The 26164-nt window shown below is 64.2% G+C and carries 18 protein-coding genes; 16 read left to right on the plus strand and 2 right to left on the minus strand.

Annotation, left to right across the window (positions count from 1 at the left end; all coding sequences use genetic code 11):
- Nucleotides 1-39: 39 nt before the first annotated feature.
- On the minus strand, nucleotides 40-4158 hold the full coding sequence (hrpA, locus tag GGR36_RS09675) for an ATP-dependent RNA helicase HrpA (RefSeq protein WP_183634967.1): 4119 nt from the start codon (nucleotides 4156-4158) through the stop codon (nucleotides 40-42).
- Nucleotides 4159-4429: 271 nt separating this feature from the next.
- Here hrpA and GGR36_RS09680 point away from each other — a divergent pair, with 271 nt between their 5' ends.
- From GGR36_RS09680 to GGR36_RS09720, 10 genes are all read left to right on the plus strand, one after another.
- Nucleotides 4430-5629, plus strand: coding sequence for a hypothetical protein (locus GGR36_RS09680; RefSeq protein WP_183634385.1), 1200 nt, complete (start codon nucleotides 4430-4432; stop codon nucleotides 5627-5629).
- A gap of 534 nt (nucleotides 5630-6163) precedes the next feature.
- A complete protein-coding gene (locus GGR36_RS09685; protein WP_183634386.1) occupies nucleotides 6164-6988 on the plus strand; it encodes a hypothetical protein in 825 nt (274 codons plus the stop codon).
- A 151-nt stretch (nucleotides 6989-7139) separates the two neighbouring features.
- On the plus strand, nucleotides 7140-7571 hold the full coding sequence (locus GGR36_RS09690) for a hypothetical protein (protein ID WP_183634387.1): 432 nt from the start codon (nucleotides 7140-7142) through the stop codon (nucleotides 7569-7571).
- Between the two features lie 61 nt (nucleotides 7572-7632).
- Complete coding sequence (locus GGR36_RS09695) at nucleotides 7633-8022, plus strand: GFA family protein (protein ID WP_183634388.1); 390 nt, start codon at nucleotides 7633-7635, stop codon at nucleotides 8020-8022.
- 383 nt (nucleotides 8023-8405) lie between these two features.
- Complete coding sequence (locus GGR36_RS09700; protein ID WP_183634389.1) at nucleotides 8406-8651, plus strand: hypothetical protein; 246 nt, start codon at nucleotides 8406-8408, stop codon at nucleotides 8649-8651.
- A 13-nt stretch (nucleotides 8652-8664) separates the two neighbouring features.
- The gene (locus GGR36_RS22100) at nucleotides 8665-8796 is read left to right on the plus strand and encodes a hypothetical protein (protein ID WP_276509969.1); all 132 of its coding nucleotides are present in this window, start codon (nucleotides 8665-8667) and stop codon (nucleotides 8794-8796) included.
- A gap of 731 nt (nucleotides 8797-9527) precedes the next feature.
- A complete protein-coding gene (locus GGR36_RS09705) occupies nucleotides 9528-11489 on the plus strand; it encodes an Lcl C-terminal domain-containing protein (protein WP_183634390.1) in 1962 nt (653 codons plus the stop codon).
- A 171-nt stretch (nucleotides 11490-11660) separates the two neighbouring features.
- Entirely contained in the window at nucleotides 11661-11897 is a 237-nt protein-coding gene (locus GGR36_RS09710) for a hypothetical protein (RefSeq protein WP_183634391.1), read from the plus strand.
- Between the two features lie 755 nt (nucleotides 11898-12652).
- The gene (locus GGR36_RS09715; RefSeq protein WP_183634392.1) at nucleotides 12653-14857 is read left to right on the plus strand and encodes an SLC26A/SulP transporter family protein; all 2205 of its coding nucleotides are present in this window, start codon (nucleotides 12653-12655) and stop codon (nucleotides 14855-14857) included.
- Nucleotides 14858-15053: 196 nt separating this feature from the next.
- Nucleotides 15054-15254 (plus strand): hypothetical protein, encoded by a 201-nt coding sequence (locus GGR36_RS09720; RefSeq protein WP_207064257.1) that lies wholly within the window; start codon nucleotides 15054-15056, stop codon nucleotides 15252-15254.
- A gap of 36 nt (nucleotides 15255-15290) precedes the next feature.
- Here the strand turns inward: GGR36_RS09720 and GGR36_RS09725 are convergent, their stop codons facing one another.
- Entirely contained in the window at nucleotides 15291-15896 is a 606-nt protein-coding gene (locus tag GGR36_RS09725) for a phosphoribosyltransferase family protein (protein ID WP_183634394.1), read from the minus strand.
- A 219-nt stretch (nucleotides 15897-16115) separates the two neighbouring features.
- On the opposite strand from GGR36_RS09725, the gene GGR36_RS09730 reads away from it, so the two are divergent.
- From GGR36_RS09730 to GGR36_RS09755, 6 genes are all read left to right on the plus strand, one after another.
- Nucleotides 16116-17273 (plus strand): hypothetical protein, encoded by a 1158-nt coding sequence (locus tag GGR36_RS09730; RefSeq protein ID WP_207064256.1) that lies wholly within the window; start codon nucleotides 16116-16118, stop codon nucleotides 17271-17273.
- 101 nt (nucleotides 17274-17374) lie between these two features.
- Nucleotides 17375-18151: a phytochelatin synthase family protein gene (locus GGR36_RS09735; protein ID WP_183634395.1), complete on the plus strand. Its 777-nt coding sequence runs from the start codon at nucleotides 17375-17377 to the stop codon at nucleotides 18149-18151.
- Nucleotides 18152-18236: 85 nt separating this feature from the next.
- The gene (locus GGR36_RS09740) at nucleotides 18237-20852 is read left to right on the plus strand and encodes a pentapeptide repeat-containing protein (RefSeq protein ID WP_207064255.1); all 2616 of its coding nucleotides are present in this window, start codon (nucleotides 18237-18239) and stop codon (nucleotides 20850-20852) included.
- Between the two features lie 154 nt (nucleotides 20853-21006).
- A complete protein-coding gene (locus GGR36_RS09745) occupies nucleotides 21007-22197 on the plus strand; it encodes a sugar ABC transporter substrate-binding protein (RefSeq protein WP_183634397.1) in 1191 nt (396 codons plus the stop codon).
- A 5-nt stretch (nucleotides 22198-22202) separates the two neighbouring features.
- Entirely contained in the window at nucleotides 22203-25589 is a 3387-nt protein-coding gene (locus GGR36_RS09750) for a diguanylate cyclase (RefSeq protein ID WP_183634398.1), read from the plus strand.
- 195 nt (nucleotides 25590-25784) lie between these two features.
- Nucleotides 25785-26153 carry a VOC family protein gene (locus GGR36_RS09755; RefSeq protein ID WP_183634399.1) on the plus strand — a complete coding sequence of 123 codons (369 nt, stop codon included), beginning with the start codon at nucleotides 25785-25787 and terminating at the stop codon, nucleotides 26151-26153.
- Nucleotides 26154-26164 lie beyond the last annotated feature (11 nt).

Below are 26164 nucleotides of genomic sequence, written 5' to 3' on the forward strand. Positions count from 1 at the left end.
TTTTCACTTCTTTCCGGCCCCCACTGCGAGGCCCTCGCGTCACCGCGGCCTTGCGTCCCAGATCTTCTGCAGCCGCTTCACGCTGACCGGCATCGGCGTCTTGAGCTCCTGCGCAAAGAGCCCCACGCGGAGCTCTTCGAGCAACCAGCGGAATTCCTCGAGCTGCGGGTCGATGACGCCGGCCTTGGCCTTGGCGAGCCATTCGCGCTCGAAGGGCTGCGCGAGCGACTTCCATTCGGCGAGCAGTTGCAGGTCGCGCGCGGGATTGGTGCGCAGCTTGTCGATGCGCACGCCCATCGCCTTGAGGTAGCGGCTGAAGTGGGTGAGCTTTTCGAACGGGTACGCGAGCAGAAAGTTCTTCGGCATCAGCTTGGCGAGCTGTTGCTGCAGGTCGGCGAGCGTGTCGGGCTGGCCCTTGAGCGTGAGGAAGCGCTTGGTCAGTGAAGCGTGCTCGACGACCAGCGCGCCCGCGAGGCGCATCAGCTCCTGCGCAACCAGCGAGATGCGTGACTTGGCGTCCTGCGCGCGTTGTGCGAAGGCATCCGCGTTAGTCGGCAGCGGGTCCATCAGGCAGGTGCGCTCCAGCGTCGCGGCGACGAGCTGCGCCTTCAACTCCGCTTCGGTGCCGAAGGGGATGAAGTGCAGCGCCAGCTCGCGCAGGCCGGGCAACTTCTCGACCGCCTTGACCTGGTCCTTCAGCGCCAACGCGAAGAGCCGTGCGAGGCCCTTGCGGTGCACGCGCGCGGCCTCTTCCTCGGTGTCGACTGCAGTCAGACTCACCGACTCGCCGTCGTCCTGCAGCGCGGGGAAGCCGATGACCATGCGGCCGGCAACCTTCACTTCGAGCAGTTCGGGCAGTTCGCCGAAGCTCCAGCTGGTGAGGCCGGAGAGCTGCGCCGGCTGACTCTTCGCGGACGCCTCCGCCTGCGGCGATGGGGCGCCCGGCTTCGCGGCGGCCCCGCGCTGTGCAGGCTCGGGCGATGCTTCCGCCGGCTTGCCTGCCACCTTCAGCGCCGCCAGTTGTGCGCCCATCGATCCCGGCACCTGCGCCGCCTTGAAGGCCGCCTGCACCTGGTCCTTGAGCCGCGTGCGCAGCTCCGGCAGGTTGCGCGACATGCCCAGCACGCGGCCATGCTCGTCGATGACGCGGAAGTTCATGAAGCAGTGCGGGTTGAGGTTCTCGGGCCGGAAACTCTCCAGCGGCAGCTTCAGCGAGACGCGATCCTCGACGAACTTCTGCAGCGCGCGCATCAGCCCGTCTTCGCGATTCACCTCGCCCGCCTCCACCTGCTCGATGAAGGCCTTGCTGCTCTGCCCGATCGGCTGCAGGCGGTGGCGGTGCTTCTGCGGCACGGTCTTGAGCAGCGCCGTGACCTTCTCTTCCAGCAGGCCCGGCACCAGCCACTCGCAGCGCGCAAGCGGAATCTGGTTGAGCATCGCCAGCGGCACCGTGAGCGTGACGCCGTCCTCCGCGTCGTTCGGCTCGTGCAGATACGTGAGCTTGAGCTTCTGCCCCAGCACTTCGAAGCCGGCCGGGAAGCGGTCGCTGGTCGCGCCCTCGGCCTCGTGCCGCATCAACTGCTCGCGCACCAGGAACAGGCCCTTGGCGTTCGCCCGCTCGGCGGTTTTGCGCCAGGCCTCGAAGCTGCGCAGGTCGGTGACGTTGTCGGGGATCTGCGCATCGTAGAAGGCGTAGATCAGCTCGTCGTCCACCAGCACGTCGGGGCGGCGGGTTTTATGTTCGAGGCGCTCGATCTCGGCCATCAGGCGCTGGTTGTGCGTCAGGAAGCCCATCTGCCGCAGGGCAGCTTCGTCGACATCGCCCTGCACCAGGCCTTCGCGGATCAGCAGCTCGCGGCACAGCTTGGGGTCGTGCTCGGCATAGCCCACCGCACGCCGCGGGTAGAGCGTGATGCCATGCAGCACACCGCGCTCCCATGCGCGCACGGCGCCGAATTTCTTCTCCCAGTGCGGCTCGTAGACGCTGCGCTTGATCAGGTGGGCGCCGACCTCCTCGACCCACTCCGGCTCGATCTTCGCGACGCAGCGGGCGTAGAGCCGCGAGGTGTCGATCAGCTCGGCGGCCATCAGCCACTTGCCGACGGTCTTCTTCAGGTAGGAGCCCGGATGCGGCCAGAACTTTATCGCCCGCGCACCGAGGTAGGAACCGGCGGCCGGGCCCTTATTTGTGTCACCTCCGTCTTCGACACGGCAGCCGATGTGACCGAGCAGGCCCGTCAGCAGCGCCTTGTGGATCGCTTCATACGAAGCCGGCAGCTCGCTCTCCTTCCAGCCGTGCTCGGCGCACAGCGAATGCAGCTGGCCGTGGATGTCGCGCCACTCGCGCATCCGCATCCAGTTAAGGAAGTGCTGCTTGCACCAGGCCTTCTGCTTGCTCGACGACTCGTGCTTCCACACGTGATCGAAGGCCTTCCAGGCATTCACGAACCACAGGAATTCGCTCTTCGGCTCGTCCTTTGAATCCGGCGACGAGCGGAACTTCGCATGCGCCTGGTCGGCGGTGCCGCTCTGCTCCTGCGGTCGCTCGCGCGGGTCCTGCACCGACAGCGCGGCGGCGATGATCAGCACCTCGCGCAGCGCGCCGCGGTCGCGCGCGGCGAGGATCATGCGGCCGATCTTCGGGTCCAGCGGCAGCTTGGCAAGCTCGCGGCCGATGGCGGTGAGGTTGTTCGCATCGTCGGTCGCACCCAACTCGTTCAGCAGCTGGTAGCCGTCGGCGATCATCCGCGGCAGCGGCGCTTCGAGGAAGGGGAATTCCTCCACTGCGCCGAGCCGCAGCGACTTCATGCGCAAGATCACGCCCGCCAGCGAGGAACGCAGAATCTCCGGCTCGGTGTGCGCCAGCCGGCGATTGAAATCCTCCTCGTCGTAGAGGCGGATGCAGATGCCGTTCTGCACCCGGCCGCAGCGGCCCGCGCGCTGCTTGGCGGCGGACTGCGCGATCTTCTCGATCTGCAGCAGCTCGACCTTGTTGCGATGGCTGTAGCGGTTCATCCGCGCCAGCCCCGAATCGACCACGTAGCGGATGCCCGGCACCGTCAGCGAGGTCTCGGCCACGTTGGTCGAGAGCACGACGCGGCGCCCATTCGAACGCGAGAACACGCGCGCCTGCTCGGCGGCGGTCTGGCGTGCGAACAGCGGCAGGATCTCGGCGCCCGGCGGGTGGTTCTTGCGCAGCGCCTCGGCCGCCTCGCGGATCTCGCGCTCGCCGGGCAGGAAGACCAGCACGTCACCCGGCCCCTCGCGCTGCAGCTCGCTCACCGCGTCGCAGATCGCTTCGTACAGATCCTTGTTCGGATTGCGGTTCTTCGATTCCGCGACGCGCACGCCTGCGCGCACAGGCGGCTTCTCGACCGCATCCTCGTCCTCGATCGGGCGGTAACGCACCTCGATCGGGTACAGACGACCGGACACCTCGATCACCGGTGCGGGCTTGCCGTGCTGCGCGAAGTGGTTGGCGAAGCGCTCGGCGTCCAGCGTCGCCGAGGTCACGATCACCTTCAGGTCCGGCCGCTTGGGCAGCAATTGCTTGAGGAAGCCGAGCAGGAAGTCGATGTTCAGGCTGCGTTCGTGCGCCTCGTCGATGATCAGCGTGTCGTAGGCGGCCAGTAGCGGGTCACCCTGCGTTTCGGCGAGCAGGATGCCGTCGGTCATCAGCTTGATGTAGCTCTCGCGCTTCGTGTGGTCGGTGAAACGCACCTTGAAGCCGACCGTCGTACCGAGCTCGCTCTGCAATTCCTCGGCGATGCGCGTCGCCGTCGCCCGCGCCGCCAGCCGCCGCGGCTGCGTGTGGCCAATCAGCCCCGCCTCGCCCCGCCCCAGCTCCAGGCAAATCTTCGGCAGCTGTGTCGTCTTGCCCGAGCCCGTCTCGCCGCAAACGATCACCACCTGGTGCGTACGGATCGCCTCGGCGATCTCCGCCCGCCGGCCACTGACCGGCAGCTCCTCCGGGAAGCTGGGCTTAGGCAGATTGGCCCGGCGCGTCGCACGCTCGGCAATCGACGCCTCGAACTTCGTACGCAGCGCCTCCGGCAAGTCGGCAAGCGCATTTGCGCGCTGAGGCAGCTCACGCAGCGCGCGGCGCAGGCGCGGACGGTCGGCGGAAAGGACGAGGTCGATCAGGTGCTGCGGAGGCATTGCGGGAAACAAGTAGTCGCTGGTGAGACGGGAGGCCGGATTCTAGCCCCTCGTCGACCGCAGGATCGATCGGGCGGAGAAGACGTTCAACACTGAATCAATGACGCGCAGACATGCGATCCGTGAAGCACATCACACAATCCATTCGACGATTCACGCCTTTGAGCCGGTTTTCAGGGATTTTCGAGTCTGCGATACGTTGTCCTGCGCAAGACTCTTGAAGACTTCTGGCCCGCAGGCCCAGCCGCCCCCCCGTCGGAAGAAGCAGAGAATGGAACTGGTTGAATTGCGTGAGAGTTCGTCTCCAGACCTCGCTGGCCATGCCCGGATCAGTGCGACCCTGAAGCCGGCGAATGGCAGTGACTTTGAAGTCTGGTTCGAAGTGCCTGCGCATTTGGCGGACCAAATCAGCCGCGGCGGAAACCCTTGGGTACTCGTGATGCTTCCGTACGCGATGCAGACAGGAGAAGCAATTTCGCTAAGCCTGCCTGTTGACCCCGCGCTCCTTGAAAACATCAAGGGCCTCCAAATGCAGTGGCGTCAGTGGCACCCCGAATTGCAAACCGTTAACGTGCAGGCCCCGAAAGCAACCTTGCGCCCGGATTCTGCAAAACGAACTGCAGTCTTTTTCTCTGGCGGGGTCGACTCTTGGTTCACCACGATGCGCCATGCGCCGGATCAGTATCCGGATGCAATCGGAACGGTAGATGACCTGATCTTCGTGCACGGCTTCGACATCCCGCTCGCGCACGGTCATGAATTCCTGAAGATGAAGGCACTTCTTGAACGCGCGGCACGCAGCATCTCTCGCGACCTGATTGTGGTGCGAACCAACCTGCGCCGGCCGGGTTCCCCATGGGCGAAGGCTTGGGGAAGACTGTGTCACGGTGCGGCGCTGGCAAGCATCGGCATGTTGCTGGAGCACCGCTTTGGAAAGATCCTGATTGGATCATCGTATTCATACGGCGCCCTGTTCCCTTGGGGGTCTCACCCCCTCACCGATCCCTTGTTCTCGACCTCCAGTCTCGACGTGAAGCATGACGCCGCCATGTACGACCGGGTCGAGAAGACTGCGTTCATTGCAAACCACGACGTGGCGCTTGAACACCTTCATGTGTGCTACGCGAATGGGTCGGCCGACAACTGCGGCGTATGTGCGAAATGCATACGAACTATGGCCACCCTGCAATTGACAGGCGTTTCGCAAGAGAAGCTGCCGTTCGCCGAACCGTTCAGTCTGGATCGCACTCGCAAGACCTATCTGGCAGACGCAAGCGACGAGGCCTTCTTCTACGAAATCCGCGATGCCGCCCGGTCAAAGGGCAACGCCGCAATCGAATCCGCAGCGAATCGAGCGATTTCGAGCTCCAGAATCAAGCGACCAATACTGGCCCTGCTGAACAGACTCAGAACGATTCCGGGGCTCTGGCGAGCAGGAAGCTTGGCCAGCGCAAAAGTGATCGGCCTCTAGTTTCGGGCCCTCCGTCATGCCTGCCCGCGTGAAGAGCTCAGAGGCGACGACATGTCGCTGCGGCTGCGTATGGCCGATCAGCCCGCCCAAGTTCAAGGCAGATCTTCGACTGCTGCGTCATCCTGCCCGAGCCGGTCTCGCCGCCAACGATCACCAACTGATGCCTGCGGATCGTCTCGGCGATCTCCGCCCGGCGGCCGCCGACCGACTCTGATCGACCGACGCAGGCTTGACAGGCATCTCGCTCGGATTTTGATTGCGGGAACTCACTGGTAGATTGGGGGCGCTTTCAGGTTTTTTGCTTTGCATTAAGGCAGAACACCACCTAAAACGATCCGAGACCCCAGCGCAATGAACGTCGAGCCGGCGACAGAGGCGCCTCAATCGAAGACATGATCACAGACTGGACGAAAAGCACCCCGCCGCACACGTCGAACGTTATGCCTTTCAACAGCAGATAGCCGACACCACTTCCTATCTATGGCCCACGCCCCCGCTGACGAACCCCCGATTGACACTACGCTTGCTCATTACATGGAAGAGCGGGCTTTGGCGATTGCTCTAGAGAAGGCAAAAACGCCCGAACAGCGTGCGAAAGTCGAACGCTTGATTGCACTGCGCGACGTTCTCATGCAACGCCGTGATTCTTTCTCGAAGGACGCTGTTGCCAAGCGACACGCTCGCGGCGAGATCTATTCGAAGGCGAGGGTCGCAGCCATCAACGCTATGGGCCCAAGCAAGACCGACCTGGAGGACAACGTTAACAGCCTCTATCTGCGTCAAGCAGATTCCGAGGGCGTGTTAAAGGCACACGCTCGCTCGCACTTTGCATATGTCCTCGTGTCGGCGCGACTTCAGTTGGCGCACATGCCTCCGGACATCGCGGATGCTGCTCGCGATATTCAAGGGCACGAGGAATCCTTTGCCGCCGCCTGGATTGGCGCCATCGGTGACGCGGGCTTCAAGACCGAAATACGCCAATTACAGCGTGAAGCACTGCGTTTCCTCCGTACTTCGACCCGCCCCATGTATCTGGTCACGCATCCAGTGCCCGTCGCCTTCGATGATGGCGAAGCCCAAGACTTGGGGAAAGCATGGAACAAGCTCGATGACCTGGCGTTGGAAATCGGCGTGGAACCGTTATCAACCTTTATTGCACTCCCTGATGAAGAAGGCTGCGGTCTCGGTTCCACCAGTCGAATCCTGAGCACAGTCCACGCGCTGATCGGAGCGTTACAGACTCCCGGACGCAAGTTTCCGTCGAAACGTGCCATTGGCTCTGTGCTGACAAAGATTCACGCTGCCTTGCTGCAACTCGGTGAAACAGGAGGCAGCGCGTACTTCGAGGTCGACATATGACCCACCGCTGCGCCACACCGCTAAAGGCGCGGCCCAGTTTGTCACCCAACCGGCCCCCCAAACTGCTGCGCAGTTTGGGTCACCTCGGCTGGCGCTCGGGCGCCGGTTACCTTCCACTTTGCTTCTAAAGCCTCACACCAAAGGAGCGCAGATGCGCGGACTCAAAGGCCTGCTGAAACGCAAGATCGCAATCACCGCGATTTTCTGGTGCATTCCTCTTTTGCTGTTCCCCGGTTCGTGGTTCGTTGCGCTTGGCGTGCCGAGTCCGGAGCCCATTGCCATTGCACGCCTTCTCGGCGCTGCGTATCTGGCATTACTCGTGGGCTATTACGGCGGATTGCGAAGCATTGAAAGCGGACAGATTCCCTTTGACACAATGCACATGGGCATCGCGAGCAACGGTCTGGCGGCGATTCTTATTGCCTACTTCGGTGCCACCGGTGCGTGGAAGGACTGGGGCCTCGGCGCTACCGTGTTCATATGGGTCTCCGCTGCCGGTGCTTTTTCAATTGCGCTCAGCCTCATTCGCTATCGCTTGCGCTATGCCCCCGCAAAAGCAGGCGAACCAGGCCGACAAGCCTAGGCCGCGCTAGCCGCAGCGGGTAGATTGCAGACGTTTTGACTTCCCTCTGAAGGAGACGATCTTGCTCAAGGGTTCTTGTCACTGCGGGGCCGTTTCGTGGACCTTTGCCGGAATGCCCGAATCAGCGACCGCATGCAATTGCACCGTCTGTCGTCGCTATGGCAGCTTGTGGGCTTACGACTTCGAGAATGAAGGCATCACGGTCGCCGGGCCGAGCAAGTGCTACACACGGGGCAAGGCCATCGAGTTTCACTTCTGCCCGACCTGTGGTTGTGTCGCCTTCTGGCGGGCTCAGAGAGTCGACGATGAAGGCCGGCGGCGCATCGCTGTGAACCTGCGCCTCACTGAACCCGGTCCAATCGCGTCCTTGCCAATCGATCACTTCGACGGTCTGGATTCCTTCGACGACTTGCCCCGCGACGGTCGGCGCTTACGGGATCTCTGGTTCTGACGCTGCCGGGTCGCGGCACAGTGCGACCTCGCCCATTGCTTGAGGCGAGGTCAGGCAGCGTGCCTGCGTTCAAACGTTTGCTCCGGCGCGATGGCGAGACTGCAAACTCGATCCAACGCCGTTGATAGCCCTGAAGTGCCGCGCGGTCGCGGCCTGGCTTACCCGACCGCGGTCGCCGCGTGCGTCGTGGCCTTCGAATCCACCGGGCTATTGAGCCCGGGCAAATCCCGCCCGTAATGCATTCGCCACGCTGATACCGACAGCCCAAGGGCGGGCCTATGCTGACAACGAGTTGCAGACTTGTTCGCGCGCCTGCCAATGTGATGAAACGGATCGGGCGAACGGCTGCCGTGCACGACCGTCGATAACGCGGGACGCTGATCATGGATACGAACAACGCGCGGCAAGCGTGGGTGGGCGATGTGTGGGGCGGGTTGGCGGCGATGCTGGTGGCGCTACCGCCGGCAATCGCCTTCGGGGTGACGATCTTTGCGCCGCTGGGCGGCAGTTTCGGCCCGCACGGGGCGGTGGCGGGGATTCTAGGTGCGACGGCGCTGGGGCTGATCGCGTCGAGCTTCGGCGGCACCGACCGCCTAATTGCCGCCCCTTGCGCCCCGCGCACGGCTTGAGGCCGCCACTGGCGTGAGCGCGAAAAGTGCGGTGCTCTTACGTCTTTACGGCGTTGCCAGCACCGCCTTGCTCGTGGGTTACGCCTTCGGCATTCCCGCGGCCGAAAGCGGGCAGTTCCCATGGGGCGTCGTATCGATGGGGTGAGTGTCGAATGCGGGGGCGGCATTCCTGCTGCTGGGCAAAGCAAAGCCCCGCTCGGCCGGTTTCTGGATGGGCGTCTTTTTCGCACTCATCGCGATTGCGCTTGCGGTGAGTTTGGGTGCGCCCGGCCGCGCCCTCGCCAGGGCCAGGTAATGATGCGGTACCACTGACCGTCAAACAGAACAGGGAGGATGGTAGGTAATCGCTGCAATCAGAGTGGTTTCGCGCCCGGACACAAGCCTTCCTTTGCGTTCGGGCGCGAAACCACTCAATCGTCGTCACACAGACGAACGGCACACACAACACGCGCCTCGTCTCGAATCTCGCGTGCAGGTTTCAGAACCATTGACCGCCGCGGTCAGCATGCATGCCACCCACACCCAAAAGAGGGTGCATCTGGGCAACGCTCCCATGCAGCAAGTCATGACCCGGTCACTGCCAAACAGGGCAACTGGCCCCACGTCACTACTGGAACCGCATATCTCGTCGGCGGTTGACCTTGGTCATATCCGGCCCCTAAGCAAATCGGCGGCGCTAGCAGATTCAGCGGGATTTCTCGGAAATGCTGATTTGCTTCAAAACAAGAGGGCACCTAGAACAGAAGCAGACAGCGCCTTGCGCTGACAGCCCTTTGCGGCTCGCCCCGATCAAGGCACTGCACGTCCAGGAAATCGACAGCGGAGCCTCACATGCCCACACGCTCACTGCAATCCCGATCGCGCAAGCATCTCGCAATGCTCAACATCATTGTGGCTGTCCTTGGTGCGCTGGTCTCCGGCTCAACGTCGGCAATGCTCATCAATCGCGGCGCGGGTCTGGTCTACGACGATTACCTGAACATCACCTGGCTCCAATCGGATCCGTTTGGCACGGCGGCGGATTGGAACGCCGCGAACAAACTCGTAGCCGATTTCACCTACTACGACCCACTGCGGAACAAAACGTGGGGCGACTGGCGCCTCCCAAAGGTCACACCGGTCCGCGGCGTATTCAACTACTCGTTCAGCAACAACGGCAGTACCGACTACGGCACTGCAGATACCGGTGGATGGGGGCGCCACTCCGAATTGGGTGCGATGTATTACCGCGACCTAGGTAACCTGGGCCACTGCATGCCCTATCGGCCCGGCCAACCCTACTTCGACGCCATTGGCTCCGGCTCCATCTGCGGGGACTGGCCCATCTGGTGGTCACCCAAACCGGGGCTAAAGAACGCCGTCTACGACCCCGACGGCGCAGCAATTGAATTTGCCATCGAACCTGTCGTGTATTGGACCGCCACTGCATTTTCACCCTACCCGGATGACTTCGCGTGGGCGTTCGACATGGCGAACGGCGAACAGACATTCAAATCGCAAACCCTGTCAGGGCATATCTGGGCGGTGATGGATGGGGATGTGGGCGCCACTCCCTCCATTCCTGAGCCGGGCTCGCTCGTGCTCGTCCTCGCAGCCCTAGCAGCGGCCTCCTTCGCAACGCGTACCCGGATCCTTGTGGCGCAGCCCGACGAAGCCTCATGCAAGACCCCAATCCCCCCCGCTCCGGCCAGTGACCACAACAGTCTACAAGGCGCCATCATCCACGCAATAGAGACATTGTCTAGACGGATTCGCCAAGCTTTCATCATGCACTCCCCATCTTGCAAATTGATGGCAACGCCTACGATCTATATGCAGCACCCGCTCCCCTATCTCTGCAGCACGATTGCGATCGTACTAATTCCACAACTTACTGCAGCCCAAGTTGACTGCTCCTTGTTAGATCCGAGGCAGTCCGTATCAAAGGAGAAGGAGGCAAAGATTACCGGAAGCGTCGAAACTCTATTCAAAGTAGCAAAAGCCGGCGGAAATGTGGAGGGCCGCCTAACCGAGGAGATAAAGAACATAGAAGGAGCGGCCGCAGCAAGCGAGCAATCAATTGTTCGCCTCCGGGCCATCTACCTGTTTTGCGGAATGATTGCCAATTCTTTCGAAATACCTATAGACAAGAAAGTCTCCCTGTTTGCGCAAATGGTAAACGCCGCCGAACAGAAACCGAAGGCTTCGACAACCCGTGACACGCCGCAGAGCCACCCGGTGGCAACCGACAAGCAGCAGCTGCAGCAACAAGGCAACTCAACACCCCAAACGGTTGGTCGGCCACAGCGCACTGTGCTTTTCGAGGATACATTCGACAAACAACCAAGATGGAAATCCACGCAATTTCAGAATTCCGGGAGGACCCTTTATCGGGATGGATGGTACACGCTACAAAACACCACCGAGAATCTTGCCTTCTACATGCGCCTGAACGAGGCTGGGTATTTCCCAGCTGCAGTAAGAATAGAGGTCACAATACGACTAAACTCAGGACCCATTGACAGACCATTTGGACTGATAGTTGCCGCAACGGATGATGAATTCAAAAACGCATTTGGTGTTCTCATACGTGGTGATGGCGCATCGTTTATCTATAGATGGGAGAACGAAGTAGCGTCAACTGAAATGTACTTGCCACCTCATCCGGCAATTCGCACTGGATATGGCGCGACCAACCAACTTACAGTTGAAATCCAAGACAACGAATTGATTTACTTCATTAATGGCATACAGATTGGGAGATATAGAGCCGCAGTCCGGCTCAGAGGCTACATTGGCTTCCACACGGACTACCCTGGATTGGATGTTGGCTTCAACGATCTGCGCGTTACCCAATAAAGGATAGCGCCGAAACAAAAGGTTATTCCGTCCGGTTTTCCATTGATCCCTTTTCGACCCTTCCAAAGCCTTTGATTTGGGCTGCTTGGTGCATTTCTTCGATGAACTTCACCAAGTAGTTCCGAGCCCCGGAGTCCGGCCTTACTTTCGCTCATTGCCACCCTACGATGCATGACGCGCGCTATCCGACTTGAATTCTCCAGCGCGCTCTATTACGTCTTCTCGCATGGGGACTGCCGTGATGACATTGTTTTGTCGGACGAAGATCGTCGAATGCAGGTTCAGGAATTGGGCGATGTGTGCTTTCGGCGCAGCCGTGTGTGTCATGCGTGGTGCCTGATGCGCAATCCCTGCCACCAGTTGATCGAAACGCCGGAGGACAATCTGTCGGCAGGGTGCGGCCGTTGAATTGTGCTTACACGCAGCGTGTCAAGCGACCACCTCGCCGGGTGGGGCATGTATCCCACGAGCACTTCGCGGCGACTCTGGTGGCGCGCGATGCGTGCTTGCCGGAACTGGCGCGCTAAGTCGTGCTGCACCGAGTGCGCGCACGGATGGCTGGCAATACTGAGGGACGGTTCTGGCGTTCGTACTTCGCAACCGTGGGCGCCGACACGTCGCCGCCATGGTTGGCGATGGATGGCTTGCTGGCGGCGATTGACTGGAGGCCCGCAGCGGCAGCGCGTTTTGCGCGGACAAGCCTATGCGGGCAGCGACGGGTTTCTGGCGCAGATGCACCAAGAGGTGCGAGGAATCGAGAGCATTGAGGAGCCACGGACGTAACGCCGACCTCAAGCACAGCCCTTGGCAAGCTTCGTTGCCGCCAGTCAGGACCGCACCGCCCGCAACGCCGCCATTGCGCACACCCGTACCAGCGACACCTAATTGATTCAGCAGATCGCAGACGCGTTCGGCGTGCGCTATTCCGCCGTTACTCGCGCCGCGCGCGGGTCGCAAGTGGTGGACGCCGCGGCGTCCGAACAGCCGGCCTATTGAGCAGGAGCAAATTCCGCGCACGATCCATTTGCCAATCTGATGCCGACGTCCCGCTGCCGGGCCTATGCTGACAGCGGGCTGCAGACTTCCTCACACCATTGCCAATGCGGGGCAAGCGTGACCAATCCGCAAACGGACACGACCGTCGATAACACGGGACGCTGATCATGGATACGAACAACGCGCGGCAAGCGTGGGTGGGCGATGTGTGGGGCGGGTTGGCGGCGATGCTGGTGGCGCTGCCATCGGCGATCGCATTCGGCGTGACGATCTTTGCGCCGCTGGGCGGCAGTTTCGGCCCGCACGGGGCGGTGGCGGGGATTCTAGGTGCGACGGCGCTGGGGCTGATCGCGTCGAGCTTCGGCGGTACCGACCGCCTGATTACCGCCCCCTGCGCCCCCGCTGCCGCACTGCTGGCGGCGCTCACCGTCGAGTTCGCACGCCAGGGCACGCCACCGGAAACGGCGCTGCTGATGCTGATGCTGATCGGCCTCGCCGCCGGGCTGTTGCAGATCGGCTTCGGGCTGTCGCGGGTTGGCCAGTTGATCCGCTTCATTCCCTACCCGGTGGTAAGCGGCTATCTGTCTGCGGTGGGTATTACGATCATCGCGGGGCAACTGCCGCGCGTGCTCGGTGCTGACAGTAGCCTGAGCTTCTGGCAGGCGTTGTTGCATCCGGCCGGTTGGCGATGGCAAAGCCTGCTGGTGGGCGCTGTCGTCATCGCCGTGATGGCGGGCGCGCCGCGGGTGGTACGGGCGGTGCCGGCGGCGATTCTGGCGCTGTTGTGCGGCGTGCTGCTGTATCTGCTGCTCGGTTTCGCCGATCCATCGCTGTGGCAGGCGGCGAACAATCCGCTGCTCGTCGGGCCCCTGAACCTCACGACCGAGCAGATGTTCGACACGATGTTGCACCAGCTCGAGGCCCTGAACGCGTGGAGCCCCGCGCTGTTGGCGCAGATCTTCATGCCTGCACTGTCGCTGGCGGCCCTGCTATCGATCGACACCCTGAAAACCTGCGTGGTGCTGGATGCGATGACCGCGTCGCATCACAACCCGAACCGCGAAATGATCGGCCAGGGGCTGGGCAACATCGCCTCGGCCCTGCTCGGCGGCATCCCCGGCGCGGGCACCATGGGGGCGTCGCTGGTGAATGTGTCGAGCGGCGCGCAGACGCGGCGATCCGGCACGATCGAGGGCGTATTCGCGCTGCTCGCCTTCCTGCTGCTGTCGTCGCTGGTGGCCTGGGTGCCGATCGCGGCCCTGGGCGCGATCCTGCTGGTGGTGGGTTACCGCATGATCGACCGGCACAGCCTGGAATTCTTCCGCACCAAGTCCACCCGCTTCGACTTCATGGTGATCGTGACAGTGATTGCGGTCGCGTTGGTGTTCAACCTGATCGCCGCGTCCGGTGCCGGGATCGTGCTGGCGGTGATGCTGTTCCTGCGCGAGCAGACCCGCAGCACCGTGCTGCGGCGCAAGCTCGAAGGGGGCGAGATGTTCTCGCGGGTGGTGCGGCATGAAATCGAACTGCAGATTTTGCTGCGCAACGGCAGCAAGACGGTGATCGTCGAGCTGCAGGGCGCGTTGTTCTTCGGCACCGCGAACCAGCTCTACCAGGCGCTGGAACCGGAGATCGGCCAGCGCACCTACGTGATCCTGAACCTGCGACGGGTGCAGTCGCTCGACCTGACCGCCACGCACGCGCTGGAACAGATCAAGGAGCGGCTGGAGGCGGCCGGGGCCTACCTGATCTTCACCGAGATTCCGCGCGGCCTGCCCAGCGGGCTGAAGATGAAGCGCTACCTGAAGGAAGTGGGCCTGGTGCGCGAATCCGAGAAAGCACTGGCCTTCCGCGACCTCGACCAGGCGCTGGAATGGATCGAGCACCAAATGCTCAGCACCGAACCCGGGTTGATTCCGTCAGACGAGCCTCCGCTCTCGTTGCCGGAACTGGAGCACCTGCTCGGCTGGAAGGCCGGCACGCTGACGAGCATCGCGTCGATCATCGAGCCTCGCCAATATGCCGCGGGCACCAAGGTGCTCAATCTTGGCGGGCCGGAAGATGAACTGATCTTCATCCGCAACGGCTCCGTGCGCGTCGTGCTGCCGCTGCAGGGCAAGGACCACTGGCATATCGGCACTTTCGGACGCGGCGACTTCATCGGCGAGATGGGCTTCCTCGATCCGTCGCGCCGCGCCGCCGACGCCACCGCGCTCGACGACGTTGAGTGCTTCGTGCTGTCGCGCGCGCGTTTCAACGAACTGGCGGACACGCAGAGCGAGGCCGCCGCGCATATCTTCGAAGGCATCGCCTGCGTGCTGGCGATGCGGGTGCGCTTCATGAACAAGGAACTGCGCGCGCTGCGCACCTGACGGCCGCTTTCGTCGCAAAACAGCGTCGACGCACGGCGGGGGGCCACTCCGGCCACGCCAGCTGGCGCAGCGGCCGAACAACAGCACCGCGTTCCGCCTGCATCAACGGTCCGCCAGAAGGGCACGGTACAATCCGCGCTCGCCCGCCACCTATGGCCGCAAAACGCGCGTGCCCGCCCCTTCTTCGAGCCTCGCCATGCCCTTGTCACCTGCTATCGCCAAACACCTGCCGCAGAAACTGCGGACCTATTGCGAGGGCCTGCGGTATCCGCATGTGTTTCTCGCCATGATTCCGCTGTTCATCGTGACGTTGCTGGGCTTCGAGCACATTCCCTACGGCAAGGACGTGGTAACAGCGTTGGGGCTGGCCTTGTTCATCAGCTCGCGGCTGCGCTGACACCGCAGCCGAAGCGGCGGGTGAAGCGGGGCGCGTTCACGCGCCGCCCATCACCACCTTGCCGGCTTCGATGCCCACCACCTGCGCCAGCGTCGCCACCGGCACATCCATCGCTTCGATGACGGCGCGGCCGTTCTTGAAGTGCTTTTCCATGATGAATGCGGCGGCGAAGACCTCGGCGCCTGCTTCGCGCACCATCTCGATCAGCGCCTGACAGGTGCGACCGTTCGAGAGGATGTCGTCGACGATGACAACGCGCGCGCCTTCCCACAGGTAGCGCTTGCCGATCACCAGGCGCGTTTCGCCGCCCTTGGTCGGGGACGGCACGATGCGCGAATAGGCGGGCGGTTCGATCATCGGCGCGTATTTCTTCGCATACACCATCGGCACATCGAGCGCGATCGCCGCAACCAGGCCGGGCGCGATGCCGCTGGCCTCGGCGGTCAGCACGATGTCGGGCTGGTAGCCGGCGAGGCGGCTGGCGATCTCGCGCCCCATCGCCGTCATGAACGCGGGCTCGATGCGGTGGTTGAGGAAGTGGTCGATCTTGATGATCTGGTTGTCGAGCACCGTGGCTTCGGCGTGGATGCGCTCCACTAGCTGGGCAAACGGGGCGGACAAGGCGGCGGGGGATGTGATCATGATCTGGGGGCTGCAAATGTCGATGGCGGACTTTACCGTGACCCCGCCTACCCGTCTGTGCGCAAACGCAAAGCCCGCAGTGATGCAGCAGACACCGGAAACGTGCCACCCGGGCGCGCTGGCCGCGGGTCTGCGCCTGCAGTGCTCTCGTCACGCATGCTTGCGCCGCGCCAGGGCAGTTCGCGGGTTAAGCTATCTGCATATTCCCGGAGACCTCCCATGCGCGCATCGATCCTGATCCTGGCCTGTTTGCTGGCCGCCTGCGGCGGCGGTGGCGGTTCGACGAACACGCCAACGGCGCCGACACCCACGCCAACGCCCACCCCTACCCCGACGCCAACTCCGCCGGGCGGCGGTTCCGGCGGCGCGGTGGTATGGGATGACACGCTCCCGCCCGCCGGCAACCCGGACGGCCACTGCGCCGTTCCCGCCGAAGCGGCCGCGGAAGATGCATCGAAGCCGACCACCGTGGTCGGAGACGGCACCCCCGCCAGTTGCAGCGGTGACGCGGTCGTCGCGGCCGTCGCCAAGGGCGGCGTGATCGGTTTCAACTGCGGGGCAAAGCCGGTCACGATCACGCTCAACAGCCCGGCGCGCATCTTCAACAACACCGGCCCCAAGATCGTCATCGACGGCGGCAGCAAGGTCACCCTGAGCGGCGGTGGCAAGTCGCGCATCCTCTACATGAACACCTGCGACCCCGATCTGGTGTGGACCACCTCGCACTGCCAGGATCAGGACCATCCGCAGGTGTCGGTGCAGAACATCAGCTTCATCGACGGCAACGCCACCGGCGCCAACCCGGACGGCGGCGGCGCCATCTGGGCGCGCGGCGGGCGGCTGAAACTGGTGAATACCCGCTTCTTCCGCAACCAGTGCGACGCCACCGGGCCGGACGTGGGCGGCGCCGCGGTGCGCGCCTTCAGCCAGTCGCAGAACCAGCCGCTGTATGTGGTGAACAGCACCTTCGGCGGGGCCGCCGGAGTCGGCAACAGCTGTTCGAACGGCGGCGGGTTGTCGTCGATCGGCGTGTCTTACAGCGTCTTCAACAGCGTGTTCACGCACAACAGCGCGATCGGCAACGGCGCCAACCCGGCGCGCAGCGGCACGCCTGGCGGCGGCAGCGGCGGCGCGATCTACAACGACGGCAACACCTTCGATCTGAAAGTGTGCGGCAGCCGCATCGCCAACAACACCGCCAAGGAGGGCGGCGGCGCGATCTTCTTCGTCAGCAACGACCGCACCGGCACCCTGTCGATCACCGACTCGGTGCTCAGCCAGAACCCCAGCGCCGGCTTCGAAACGGCGGGCTATCCGGGGATCTTCTACCTCGGCTCGGGCGCGCCGAAGGTCAGCGGTTCGACGCTCACCCCCTGAGCAAGGGGCACGCCCCGGACCGGCGCCAAGCGGTCATGCACGCCTTGGCACCGACGTGCCGATCGTGCATCGTGAGCCCTCCACACACGGATAAGGATGCGATGACAGACTTCTTCAGAACCGGGCTCCTGGCGTTGGCTCTAGCCGCCAGCGCAGCGCTGGGCGCAGAACCGGCCGCATTGCTTGCGTTTGATTCGCCGGAAGGCCTCGGGCGACTTGCCCGTGCCGGCGCGAAGGCAGATTTCCCTGCCCTCGCCAACCAGTTCGAGCCGCAGTCGAACATCGCCTTCTGCGGCCCCACCAGTGCGGCAATCGTGCTCAACGCGCTGTACGCCCAGCGCGGTAATGCCCCGCGCGACCGCAGCCGCCTGCGCCCGGATGACCAGAAACACTTGCCCGAAGGTCTCGACCTCAGCCTGCCCCGTTACACGCAGGAAAGCGTGATCGAACGCGGACCGAAGTCGCGCGCGCAAGTGCTGGGCGAACCGCTGACGATCAACGGCAAGGTGATCCACGACGGCGGCTTCCAGCTGCGCCAGCTTGCCGCGACGCTGCGCGCAAACGGCGCCGCGACCCGAGTGGTCGTTGCGGACGCCACGGTGACCGACGCGCAGATTCGCGCCGACCTCATCGGCAATCTGGAACTGCCTGGCGACTACGTGATCGTCAACTATCGTCGCGACGCGGTGGGCCAGCCGGGCGGCGCACACATCTCGCCGCTTGGCGCCTACGACCGCGAATCCGATTCGGTGTTGCTGATGGATGTGAACCCGACCAATGCGGGCTGGGTGTGGATGCCGGTCGACACATTGATCCGCGGCATGCGCACCTTCGACACCGTGGAGAACCGCGGCTACCTGCTCGTCAGCGCGCCCTGAACGCACCTCCCCCGGCAGGGCGTCCGCACGGCGACTAAAGTAAGGACAGGGGACGAGAGCCCGTCCGAACGCCGGGGGAGCGAGCATGAATCGCAGCGTGAGTGACCGCCTGCAGGCGGGGCAGGCCGTGGTGCTGGATGCCACGCAGCCGGTGACAACCCGCATGGTCGACGCGCAGCACCTTGCCGGGGCGATTCTTGCGGGCGGCCGTGTCGAGCTTGAGAACGCGGTCATCGCCGGCGTGCTGGATCTCACCAACGCGGCGGTCGGCGGCGACATCCACCTCGCCAATTGCGTGTTTCAGGCGCCGGTGCGTGCCGCCGGCGCGGTCTTTACCCGCAGCCTGCGCCTTGAACGTTGCCGCTTCCATGGTGCCGACTTCGATTCCGCGCGCTTTCGCGCCCAGGTGGCACTGGCGGGCAGTCGCTTCGCCGTGCCGCCCGGCAGCGCGGCGGATGCGCCCGAGCGGCTGTGCCGCTTCAACGATGCTCAGTTCGACGACGTGCTGGACGCGCAGGATGTCCAGTTCCGGCGCGGCGTGCGCGCCTCGTTCTGCCGCGTACGTTTTGGCAACTCGACGGCATTCCAGGGCTGCCGCTTCTTCGGCACGCTGGACCTTTCCGAAGCGCAGGTCCAGGGCAGTCTGTGGCTCGGGCTGACGGTGCTGACCGGCGAGGCCGACCTCTCGCGCCTGCGCGTGGCGGGCGACATCAAGCTGCAGGAGGCACGCAGCGGGCGGCACAGCGCGCTGAGCCTGCGCTTCGCCGATGTGAGCGGCTTCATCGACCTCAGCCGCGCGGCGATGCGCGGCACGCTGCAATTGGGCGACGTCGTCGCGCGGCGCGGCGTATCGCTCGCGTTCAGCCATTTCGGCCAGGGTGTGTCCGCTGCCGGGCTTCAGGCTGCGTGGCTGGACGGCCAGGGTATGCGGGTGCGCGGCGATGCGGTTTTCAGCAGCCTGAAGACCGACGAGCTGTCGATGGTCGACATCCGCGTCTGGGGCCATGTGCTGATGTCCTATGCGGAGATCAGCGGTTGCGCCGACTTTTCTCAGGCGCGCATCCGCGCAGGCGTGGCGCTCGACATCGAAGGCACCCGCATCAGCAAGAAGGCTATCTTCGACCGGGTCCGCATCGGCGGACAGGTCGACGCCACCGGGCTGGTGGTCGGCCAGAAGCTTTCGTGGGTGCAGGCGATCACGACCCGCACGGCGAGGTTCGCGGAGATCGACGTGCAGCGCGGCGTTTTTTTCACGGGGTCGCGCTTCGGTGGTGATCTGATCCTGCGGCGCGCGGCGTTGAAAGGCGACGTCACCGCGTGCGCAGTGGTCTGCGAGGGGCTCTTCGATCTGTACGGTGCGACTGCGTCGCGCCTCTTCCTGCACGCGGGCAACGCCCCCAATGATCACGCTGCGCGATTGCGCGGTGGCATCAACGCAGCGCACGCGCGCCTTGAATATGTCGGCGCACCGGCCGTCGAATTCGGCACCGATCCGGCGAGCCATGCGCCCGGCAAGCGCGTGGGCAGCAATGCAGAGGTGGACTTCCAGCATTGCGAAGTGCGGGAGGTGGCGAACTTCAGCGATGCGGTGAGCTACCTGCCGATCAGCTTCTACGGTGCCAGTGTCGGCGGCCAGTTCATCTTCCAGCGGGTGAAGCTCGGGGCGCAGGCGCCGGCCAATTTCCTCGGCGCCACGTTCCTGGGCCTGAGCTTCTTCAACCGTGTCGACTTCGCCGCCGGCGCCGACTTCAGTTACAGCCGCTTCGAGCAGACGGCCTACTTTCGCGCCCGCTTCGGCAAGGCCGCCAGCTTCGATTTCAGCCGCTTCAATGCGATTGCCGACTTCAGCGACACCGAGGCCGGCGCGTGGGCGTCGGACGACGCGCTGTGGCGGGACAGCAGCCGCCACCCCGCCGCCTGCGATTTCGCTGACGCAAGCTTCCGCCAGTGTCGCATCCAGTCCGATGCGCACTTCGATTCGGTGGTGTTCCGCGGCGAACTCGATCTGCGGCAGGCGACATTCGCATCGCTTTGTTTGCCGTCCGACGATCGCGCCAGCAGCGGCGGAAGACTGCCTGCGACGATCCGGCTCACTGGCTGCCGTTACGACAAGCTCAACATGCAAGACCCGCTCGCGCTCTTGCTGAGCGCCGAGGGCACCCTGCGCCTGAAGAACGGCTTCGCGCGGCCACCCTTCGGGCAGCTTGAGGATTGCTTGCGTCGCAACGGCAACGACGCGGGCGCCAACGCCGTCTATCTGGCACGCCGGCGCTGCGAACGGCAAGGCAAACGCGGCCTCTTCTGGCTGTGGGACACCGCTTACCGGGGCTTGGCGAATTACGGCGTGCAGCCGGTACGCCTGGCCTGGATCTCGCTGGCCCTGGTGGTCGCCGGCAGCCTCTTTTTCGCACAGCCCGGCACGGTCGACCCGAAGGACAAGAGTTTGCGCGCAGGCGGCCCCTACACGGCGAGCGGGGAAGAGGCGGTGAGCATGGCGATCGCCGAATTCCTGCCGGTGTCGCTGCCGATCAAGGATCACCTCTCACCCGCAGCGGCGCCGGTGGCGGTGGCCTTGCCGGGTGGCCGCTCGCTCACGGTACGGCCCACGATCATCGCCAGCCTGCTCCAGCTGATGGGGTGGATCGTCGTGCCGATCGGCGTTGCCGCCGTGTCGGGCGTGTTGATGCGCAAGCCCAAATGAGCGATCCCCTGCCCGCCCTTGATTGACCTGTCGCAAAGGCCCACCCAGCGCGATTGAAGAAACCCGCGCCGAGGTCGTAGATAGAACCTGATGCCTGAACATGCGTGCGCTGGCGTGCATGCTGCAGCCACAGGATTTGCTTACGGAGACTTCGATGACGGTTTCATCCCTGGTTCGCCGCCTTGTCGCGCTGCTGGCTGTCGCCGCTGCGCTGCCGCTCTGCGCGGCGCCGACGATCGTGTTCTGGAATGCGCAGCAGAACGCCGACGCGCTCGCCGCCATCGCGTCGGACTTCGCAAAGACCGGCGCCGGCAAGGTGGAAACGAACTGGATCAACCAGAACGACCTGCGCGCTTCGCTGCTGCGACACGCCACCGATGGCGACCTGCCGGACGTGGCGCTGGTGCCGAGCGACTTTCTCGCGCTCGACAAGGAACTCAAATACTCCGAAGTCCCCGCGACCAAATCGGGGGAACTGGTGCCGAACGCAGCCGCATCGGGCCTGTTCGAAGGTCGCGCGCTGGGGGCGCCGATGTTCTGGGGCAACCACCTGATGCTGTACTACAACCGGTCCCTCGTCGCCAAGCCGGCGCGCAGCTTCGCGGAAATGGCGACCCAGGCGAAGGCGCTCGAAGCCAAGGGCGTGCGCGCGCTGGCCATGAACTGGGGCGAGATGTACTGGATGGTGCCCTTCTACGGCGCCTACGGCGGCTGGCCGGTGGACGCCAAGGGCAGCGTCACGCTCAACACGCCGGCAATGGTGCAAACGCTGAACACCTATTTCGGGCTGGTCAGCGGCGGACTTACGCAAAAGGAATGTCGCGGCGACTGCCCGCTCGATCGCTTCATTGCCGGCGAGTTCGCCTACTCGATCAACGGCGACTGGGCGATGCACGAACTGCGCGAGGCCCTCGGCGACAAGCTGGGCGTCACCACGCTGCCGCAGCTCGAAGGCGGCCGCAACCTGGTGCCGATGTATTCGGGCTACGTGCTCGTGTTTCCGGGCAACGCACTGAAGGGCCCGAAGCGCGACGCGCTGCTGAAGTTCCTGCGCTACATGCAGAGCCCTGAGATACAACGACGCTGGTTTGCCGAAACCGCGCTGCTGCCGGTCAATGCCGCGGTGTACCGCGAAGCGCTCGCCAAGGCGGACGACAATCTGAAGGCCTCGCTCAACCAGTTGCGACTCGCTCGCGCAATGCCCAACGACCGCGGCATGGCCTTCGCGTGGGAAGGCCTGGCGAAGGGCTTCTCGTCGATGTATCAGGGCCGCGTGAACGCCACCGAGGCAGCCCGGATGATGCAACAACATGCTGACCGGGCGCAGCGCCGCACCGACTACTGAAGCGGATGACGACAGCTCCCGAAACCGTTCAAGCGGGCGACCAGCGTCCGCGCCGGCCGTTTGCCCTGCGCATGATGCTGCGCAGCTTCCGCTCGACCATCATGGCCTTCATCCTCACCGCGGCGCTGCTGCCGGTGCTGGCGGTGTCGGTCCCCTACATCTGGCATGTGTATTCGAGCACCCGCGACAGTGCCGTCACCGAACTGCGCCTGACGGCCGAACGCATCGCCGCGGAGATCCGCCACCAATTGAGCTTCGCCGCATCACGCTTCGTCGCGGCCAGCCAGGAAAAGGATCTCGCGCTCTCGATCAGCAGCCCGTTCTTCGGCTCGCGCGCGACCACGATCGCCGACGAGCTGATCCGCCAGTCGCCGATCATTGCCGCCAACTTCCTCGTCGACAGCCATTTCGAGCTGATCGATGTGGTGCCCGAGCCGGCCGGCATTGCCGACCTGACACCGCTGCTCGCGCACATCAAGGCGGCGATGCCCGATCCGCACCGCTACCGCAATCACGGCTTGTGGCTCAAGTACACCGACCGCCAGCTGGCCGACCAGCTGCGGCGCGCCAACGGGCTTGACGGCAAGGTAAGCGACGACCGCATGCTGGTGCTGGTCACGCCGCTGTTCCTCAACCGTTATACCCGGCAGACGCCGATGGAAGGCCTGCTGATCGCGGTGATTCCGCTGCCGGCGCTGCGCGACGCGGCCGGCGTGCCACCGGGGCACGCGCAAAAGGTGGCCTTGAGCTTTGGCGACGCACCGCCGACGGCCGAGCCCGGCAACGTTCAACTCGCGCAGGCGCGCATCGAGGGCGAGACGGCGGCGGGCAAGCTGCCGCCGCTGGCAATCAGCGTGTCGGAACCGAACAGCGTGCGATTTGCCAACCTGCGCCGTACCCTGGTGGTGTTGTGTGTGCTGCTGCTGGCCGGCGTCACCGTGCTGACGCTGGCCGCCACTGCGCTGGGGCGGCGTCTGGGGCGCCCGCTGCGCGAACTCGAAGCCCTCGCCCGCGACTACGCCGACGGGCGCTACGACACACAATTCAAGCGCACGGGCTTCGTCGAGTTCAGCCGCGTGTCGGACACGCTGAGTGACATGGGGCGACGCATCTCGAGCCAGATCGAGGAGCTGCGCAGCGCCAACGAACAGTTGCAGCAGGCCGACAAACTCAAGGACGACTTCCTCGCCAGCACGTCGCACGAGTTGCGCACCCCGCTGCACGGCATCATCGGCATCGCCTCGTCGCTGCTCGATGGCGCGGCCGGCGATCTGACGCCCAAGGTATTTCGCAACGTGAGGCTGATCGAGCAGAGCGGCAAGCGACTCGAAACCCTGGTCAACGACATCCTCGACTTCTCGAAGATGAAGAACCGCGCGCTGTCGCTCGAACTGCGCCCGCTGGAACTTTCGAGCCTGGTCGACATCGTGGTGTCGCTGCACGAATCGGCCGCGCAGCGTGTCGGCCTGCAACTGATCAACGCGGTGCCGCCCGATCTGCCGCCGGCGTGGGCCGACGAGTACCGCTTGCAGCAGGTGCTGCATAACCTGGTCGGCAATGCGATCAAGTTCACCCCGGAAGGCAGTGTCACGGTCAGCGCCACCGCGCGGGGCGCCATGCTGTGCCTGTCGGTGGCCGATACCGGCATCGGCATTCCGGCCGACAAGCTGGAGGCGATCTTCAACCCCTTCGCGCAGCTGGAAGGCTCGCTGACCCGCGCCCACAATGGCACCGGACTGGGTTTGTCGATCTCACGCCAGCTGGTGGAACTGCATGGCGGCACGCTCGCCGTCGAATGCCCCGAAGGCGGCGGCGCCGTGTTCACGCTGACGCTGCGCGCCGCGCAGGGCGAACAGCCGGTGGATGTGGCGACGATTCGTCATCGCCCGCCGGCAATGGTGTCGCCCTTCTTCGATGACGCCACGGAAGACACGCCGACCGACACGCCACCACCGGCCGACTCGCTGCCAAGCCACCAGGCCAGCGTGCTGATCGTGGATGACGAGCTGATCAATCAGGAGATCCTCTCCAACTACTTCTACAACGAGCCCTACACCCTTCACCGCGCCAGCAGCGGCGCTGAAGCACTCGAATTCCTCGAGGCGAACGGCCCGGTCGATCTGCTGCTGCTCGATGTGATGATGCCCAAGATGTCGGGCTTCGAAGTCTGCCGCCGGGTGCGCGAGAATCCGCGCTTCGCCGGCACGTCGATCCTGTTCCTGACCGCACGGGAGCAGGCGCAGGACATCCACCAGGGCTTCGGACTGGGCGCCAACGACTACCTCGTCAAACCGATCTCGCGGGTCGAACTGCTCACCCGTTGCCGCTACCACATCCACTACGGCCGGGTGAAGAACGAACTGGCGGCCCTGAACCTGTCGCTGGAACAGAAGGTCGAGGCACGCACGCAGGAGCTGCAGCAGACGCTGGCGATCATCCAGCGCAACAGCGACGTGTTCCGTGCGCTGCTCGAAATCAGTATCGAGCTGCAGGCCAACGAAGAGCTCGAACCGAGCGTCGGCGGCTCGCTCGCGAAACTCGCCGCGCTCTATCCGGATCGCGGCTTCGCGGTGCTGCTGGCCGGGCAAACGGCGCGCGCGTCTTTCGTGCGGGGCATGCCGCCGGAACAAAGCGCCGAGATCGAGCACGCCTGGGCCAGCGAGGCCGGATTCCCGTCTGCAGCGTGGCTGGCAGCCCACGACGCCATCGCCCTTCCACTGACCGGGCCGCGCCGCATGAGCCTGGGCCGCCTGCTGGCCTGGCCGGCACAACTTGACCAGCATGAGCGCGAGGTGGTGGAGCTGTACGGGCGCCAGGTCTCGGCAGTGGCCGCGAACCGCCGCCTGCAGGACGAACTCGAGCGCATCGCGCTCACCGATTCGCTGACCGGCGCCTTCAACCGGCGCCATTTCGAACAGGTGCTGGAGCAGTTGCACCATGGCGCAGAGCCGAACCGCGGGCGGCATTTCGGCCTGATCTCGATCGACGTGAATGGGTTGAAATCCACGAACGATTCGTACGGCCATGAAGCTGGCGACGACCTGATCCGCGCGGTGGTGGAACTGGTCGGCGGTGCCTTGCGCCAAAGCGACGTGATGTGCCGCATCGGCGGCGACGAGTTTGTCGTGCTGGCGCAGGACGCCTCGCTCGACGCCTGCAAGCACCTCGTCGCGCGACTGAATGAGCGCCAGCGCAACGCGGCCATCGACGTCGACACACCGAACGGGCGCATCCGCCTGGCCGTCAGTTTTTCCATCGGCTATGCCTCGACCGAGGAGACCGCGCCGGAATCGCTGCAACGTGTTGCCGACCAGCGCATGTATGCAGACAAGCAGGCGCACTACGCCGAAAAGGGTGAAATACCCGCTGTGGCCCACGACGAAGCCGGGTGACCGGCAACCCGGCATATCTCGTCGCCATCGTGTCGGCGACGCGCTCACGACAATCGTGTCATCCACACGACCACCGGTTGGTGTAGCGTTACACGCTCCCCGGGGCGGCGTGCGCATCAATCCCCTCAGGGCACCCCGTCGCGCCATCAATGTGGCGTCGATCCATTCCCCTGTTGCGGACAAGCGGAGGCCAGCATGAGTAACCCCGTCGGTTGGTTCGAAATCTATGTGCAGGACACGGCACGGGCGCGCGCCTTCTACGAGGCGGTTTTCGGCGTCACGCTGACGAAGCTCGACGCCGGCGACCTGGAAATGTGGGCCTTCGAGATGAACCAGCAGGGCTACGGGGCATCCGGCGCGCTGGTGCGTATGGAAGGCTGCTGCTCCGGTGGCAACAGCACGCTGGTGTATTTCAGCTGCGCCGATTGCGGCGTCGAGGAAGCCCGTGCGGTGCCGGCTGGCGGCAAGGTGTTCCGGCCCAAAATGTCGATCGGCCAGTATGGTTTCATCTCGCTGGTGACCGACACCGAAGGCAACATGATCGGCCTGCACTCGATGCAGTGATGCCAGGGATC

This window comes from Niveibacterium umoris (assembly GCF_014197015.1).
GTDB lineage: Bacteria > Pseudomonadota > Gammaproteobacteria > Burkholderiales > Rhodocyclaceae > Niveibacterium > Niveibacterium umoris.

Coding starts and splice junctions, on each gene's coding strand:
- GGR36_RS09705 (WP_183634390.1), top strand. CDS start 9,528: ATGCTCAACATCATTGTGGCTGTCCTTGGTGCGCTGGTCTCCGGCTCA.
- GGR36_RS09755 (WP_183634399.1), top strand. CDS start 25,785: ATGAGTAACCCCGTCGGTTGGTTCGAAATCTATGTGCAGGACACGGCA.
- GGR36_RS09735 (WP_183634395.1), top strand. CDS start 17,375: ATGACAGACTTCTTCAGAACCGGGCTCCTGGCGTTGGCTCTAGCCGCC.
- GGR36_RS09700 (WP_183634389.1), top strand. CDS start 8,406: ATGGATACGAACAACGCGCGGCAAGCGTGGGTGGGCGATGTGTGGGGC.
- GGR36_RS09750 (WP_183634398.1), top strand. CDS start 22,203: ATGACGACAGCTCCCGAAACCGTTCAAGCGGGCGACCAGCGTCCGCGC.
- GGR36_RS09720 (WP_207064257.1), top strand. CDS start 15,054: ATGCCCTTGTCACCTGCTATCGCCAAACACCTGCCGCAGAAACTGCGG.
- GGR36_RS09745 (WP_183634397.1), top strand. CDS start 21,007: ATGACGGTTTCATCCCTGGTTCGCCGCCTTGTCGCGCTGCTGGCTGTC.
- GGR36_RS09690 (WP_183634387.1), top strand. CDS start 7,140: ATGCGCGGACTCAAAGGCCTGCTGAAACGCAAGATCGCAATCACCGCG.
- GGR36_RS09710 (WP_183634391.1), top strand. CDS start 11,661: ATGACGCGCGCTATCCGACTTGAATTCTCCAGCGCGCTCTATTACGTC.
- GGR36_RS09725 (WP_183634394.1), bottom strand. CDS start 15,896: ATGATCACATCCCCCGCCGCCTTGTCCGCCCCGTTTGCCCAGCTAGTG.
- GGR36_RS09730 (WP_207064256.1), top strand. CDS start 16,116: ATGCGCGCATCGATCCTGATCCTGGCCTGTTTGCTGGCCGCCTGCGGC.
- hrpA (WP_183634967.1), bottom strand. CDS start 4,158: ATGCCTCCGCAGCACCTGATCGACCTCGTCCTTTCCGCCGACCGTCCG.
- GGR36_RS09680 (WP_183634385.1), top strand. CDS start 4,430: ATGGAACTGGTTGAATTGCGTGAGAGTTCGTCTCCAGACCTCGCTGGC.
- GGR36_RS09715 (WP_183634392.1), top strand. CDS start 12,653: ATGGATACGAACAACGCGCGGCAAGCGTGGGTGGGCGATGTGTGGGGC.
- GGR36_RS09740 (WP_207064255.1), top strand. CDS start 18,237: ATGAATCGCAGCGTGAGTGACCGCCTGCAGGCGGGGCAGGCCGTGGTG.
- GGR36_RS09685 (WP_183634386.1), top strand. CDS start 6,164: ATGGAAGAGCGGGCTTTGGCGATTGCTCTAGAGAAGGCAAAAACGCCC.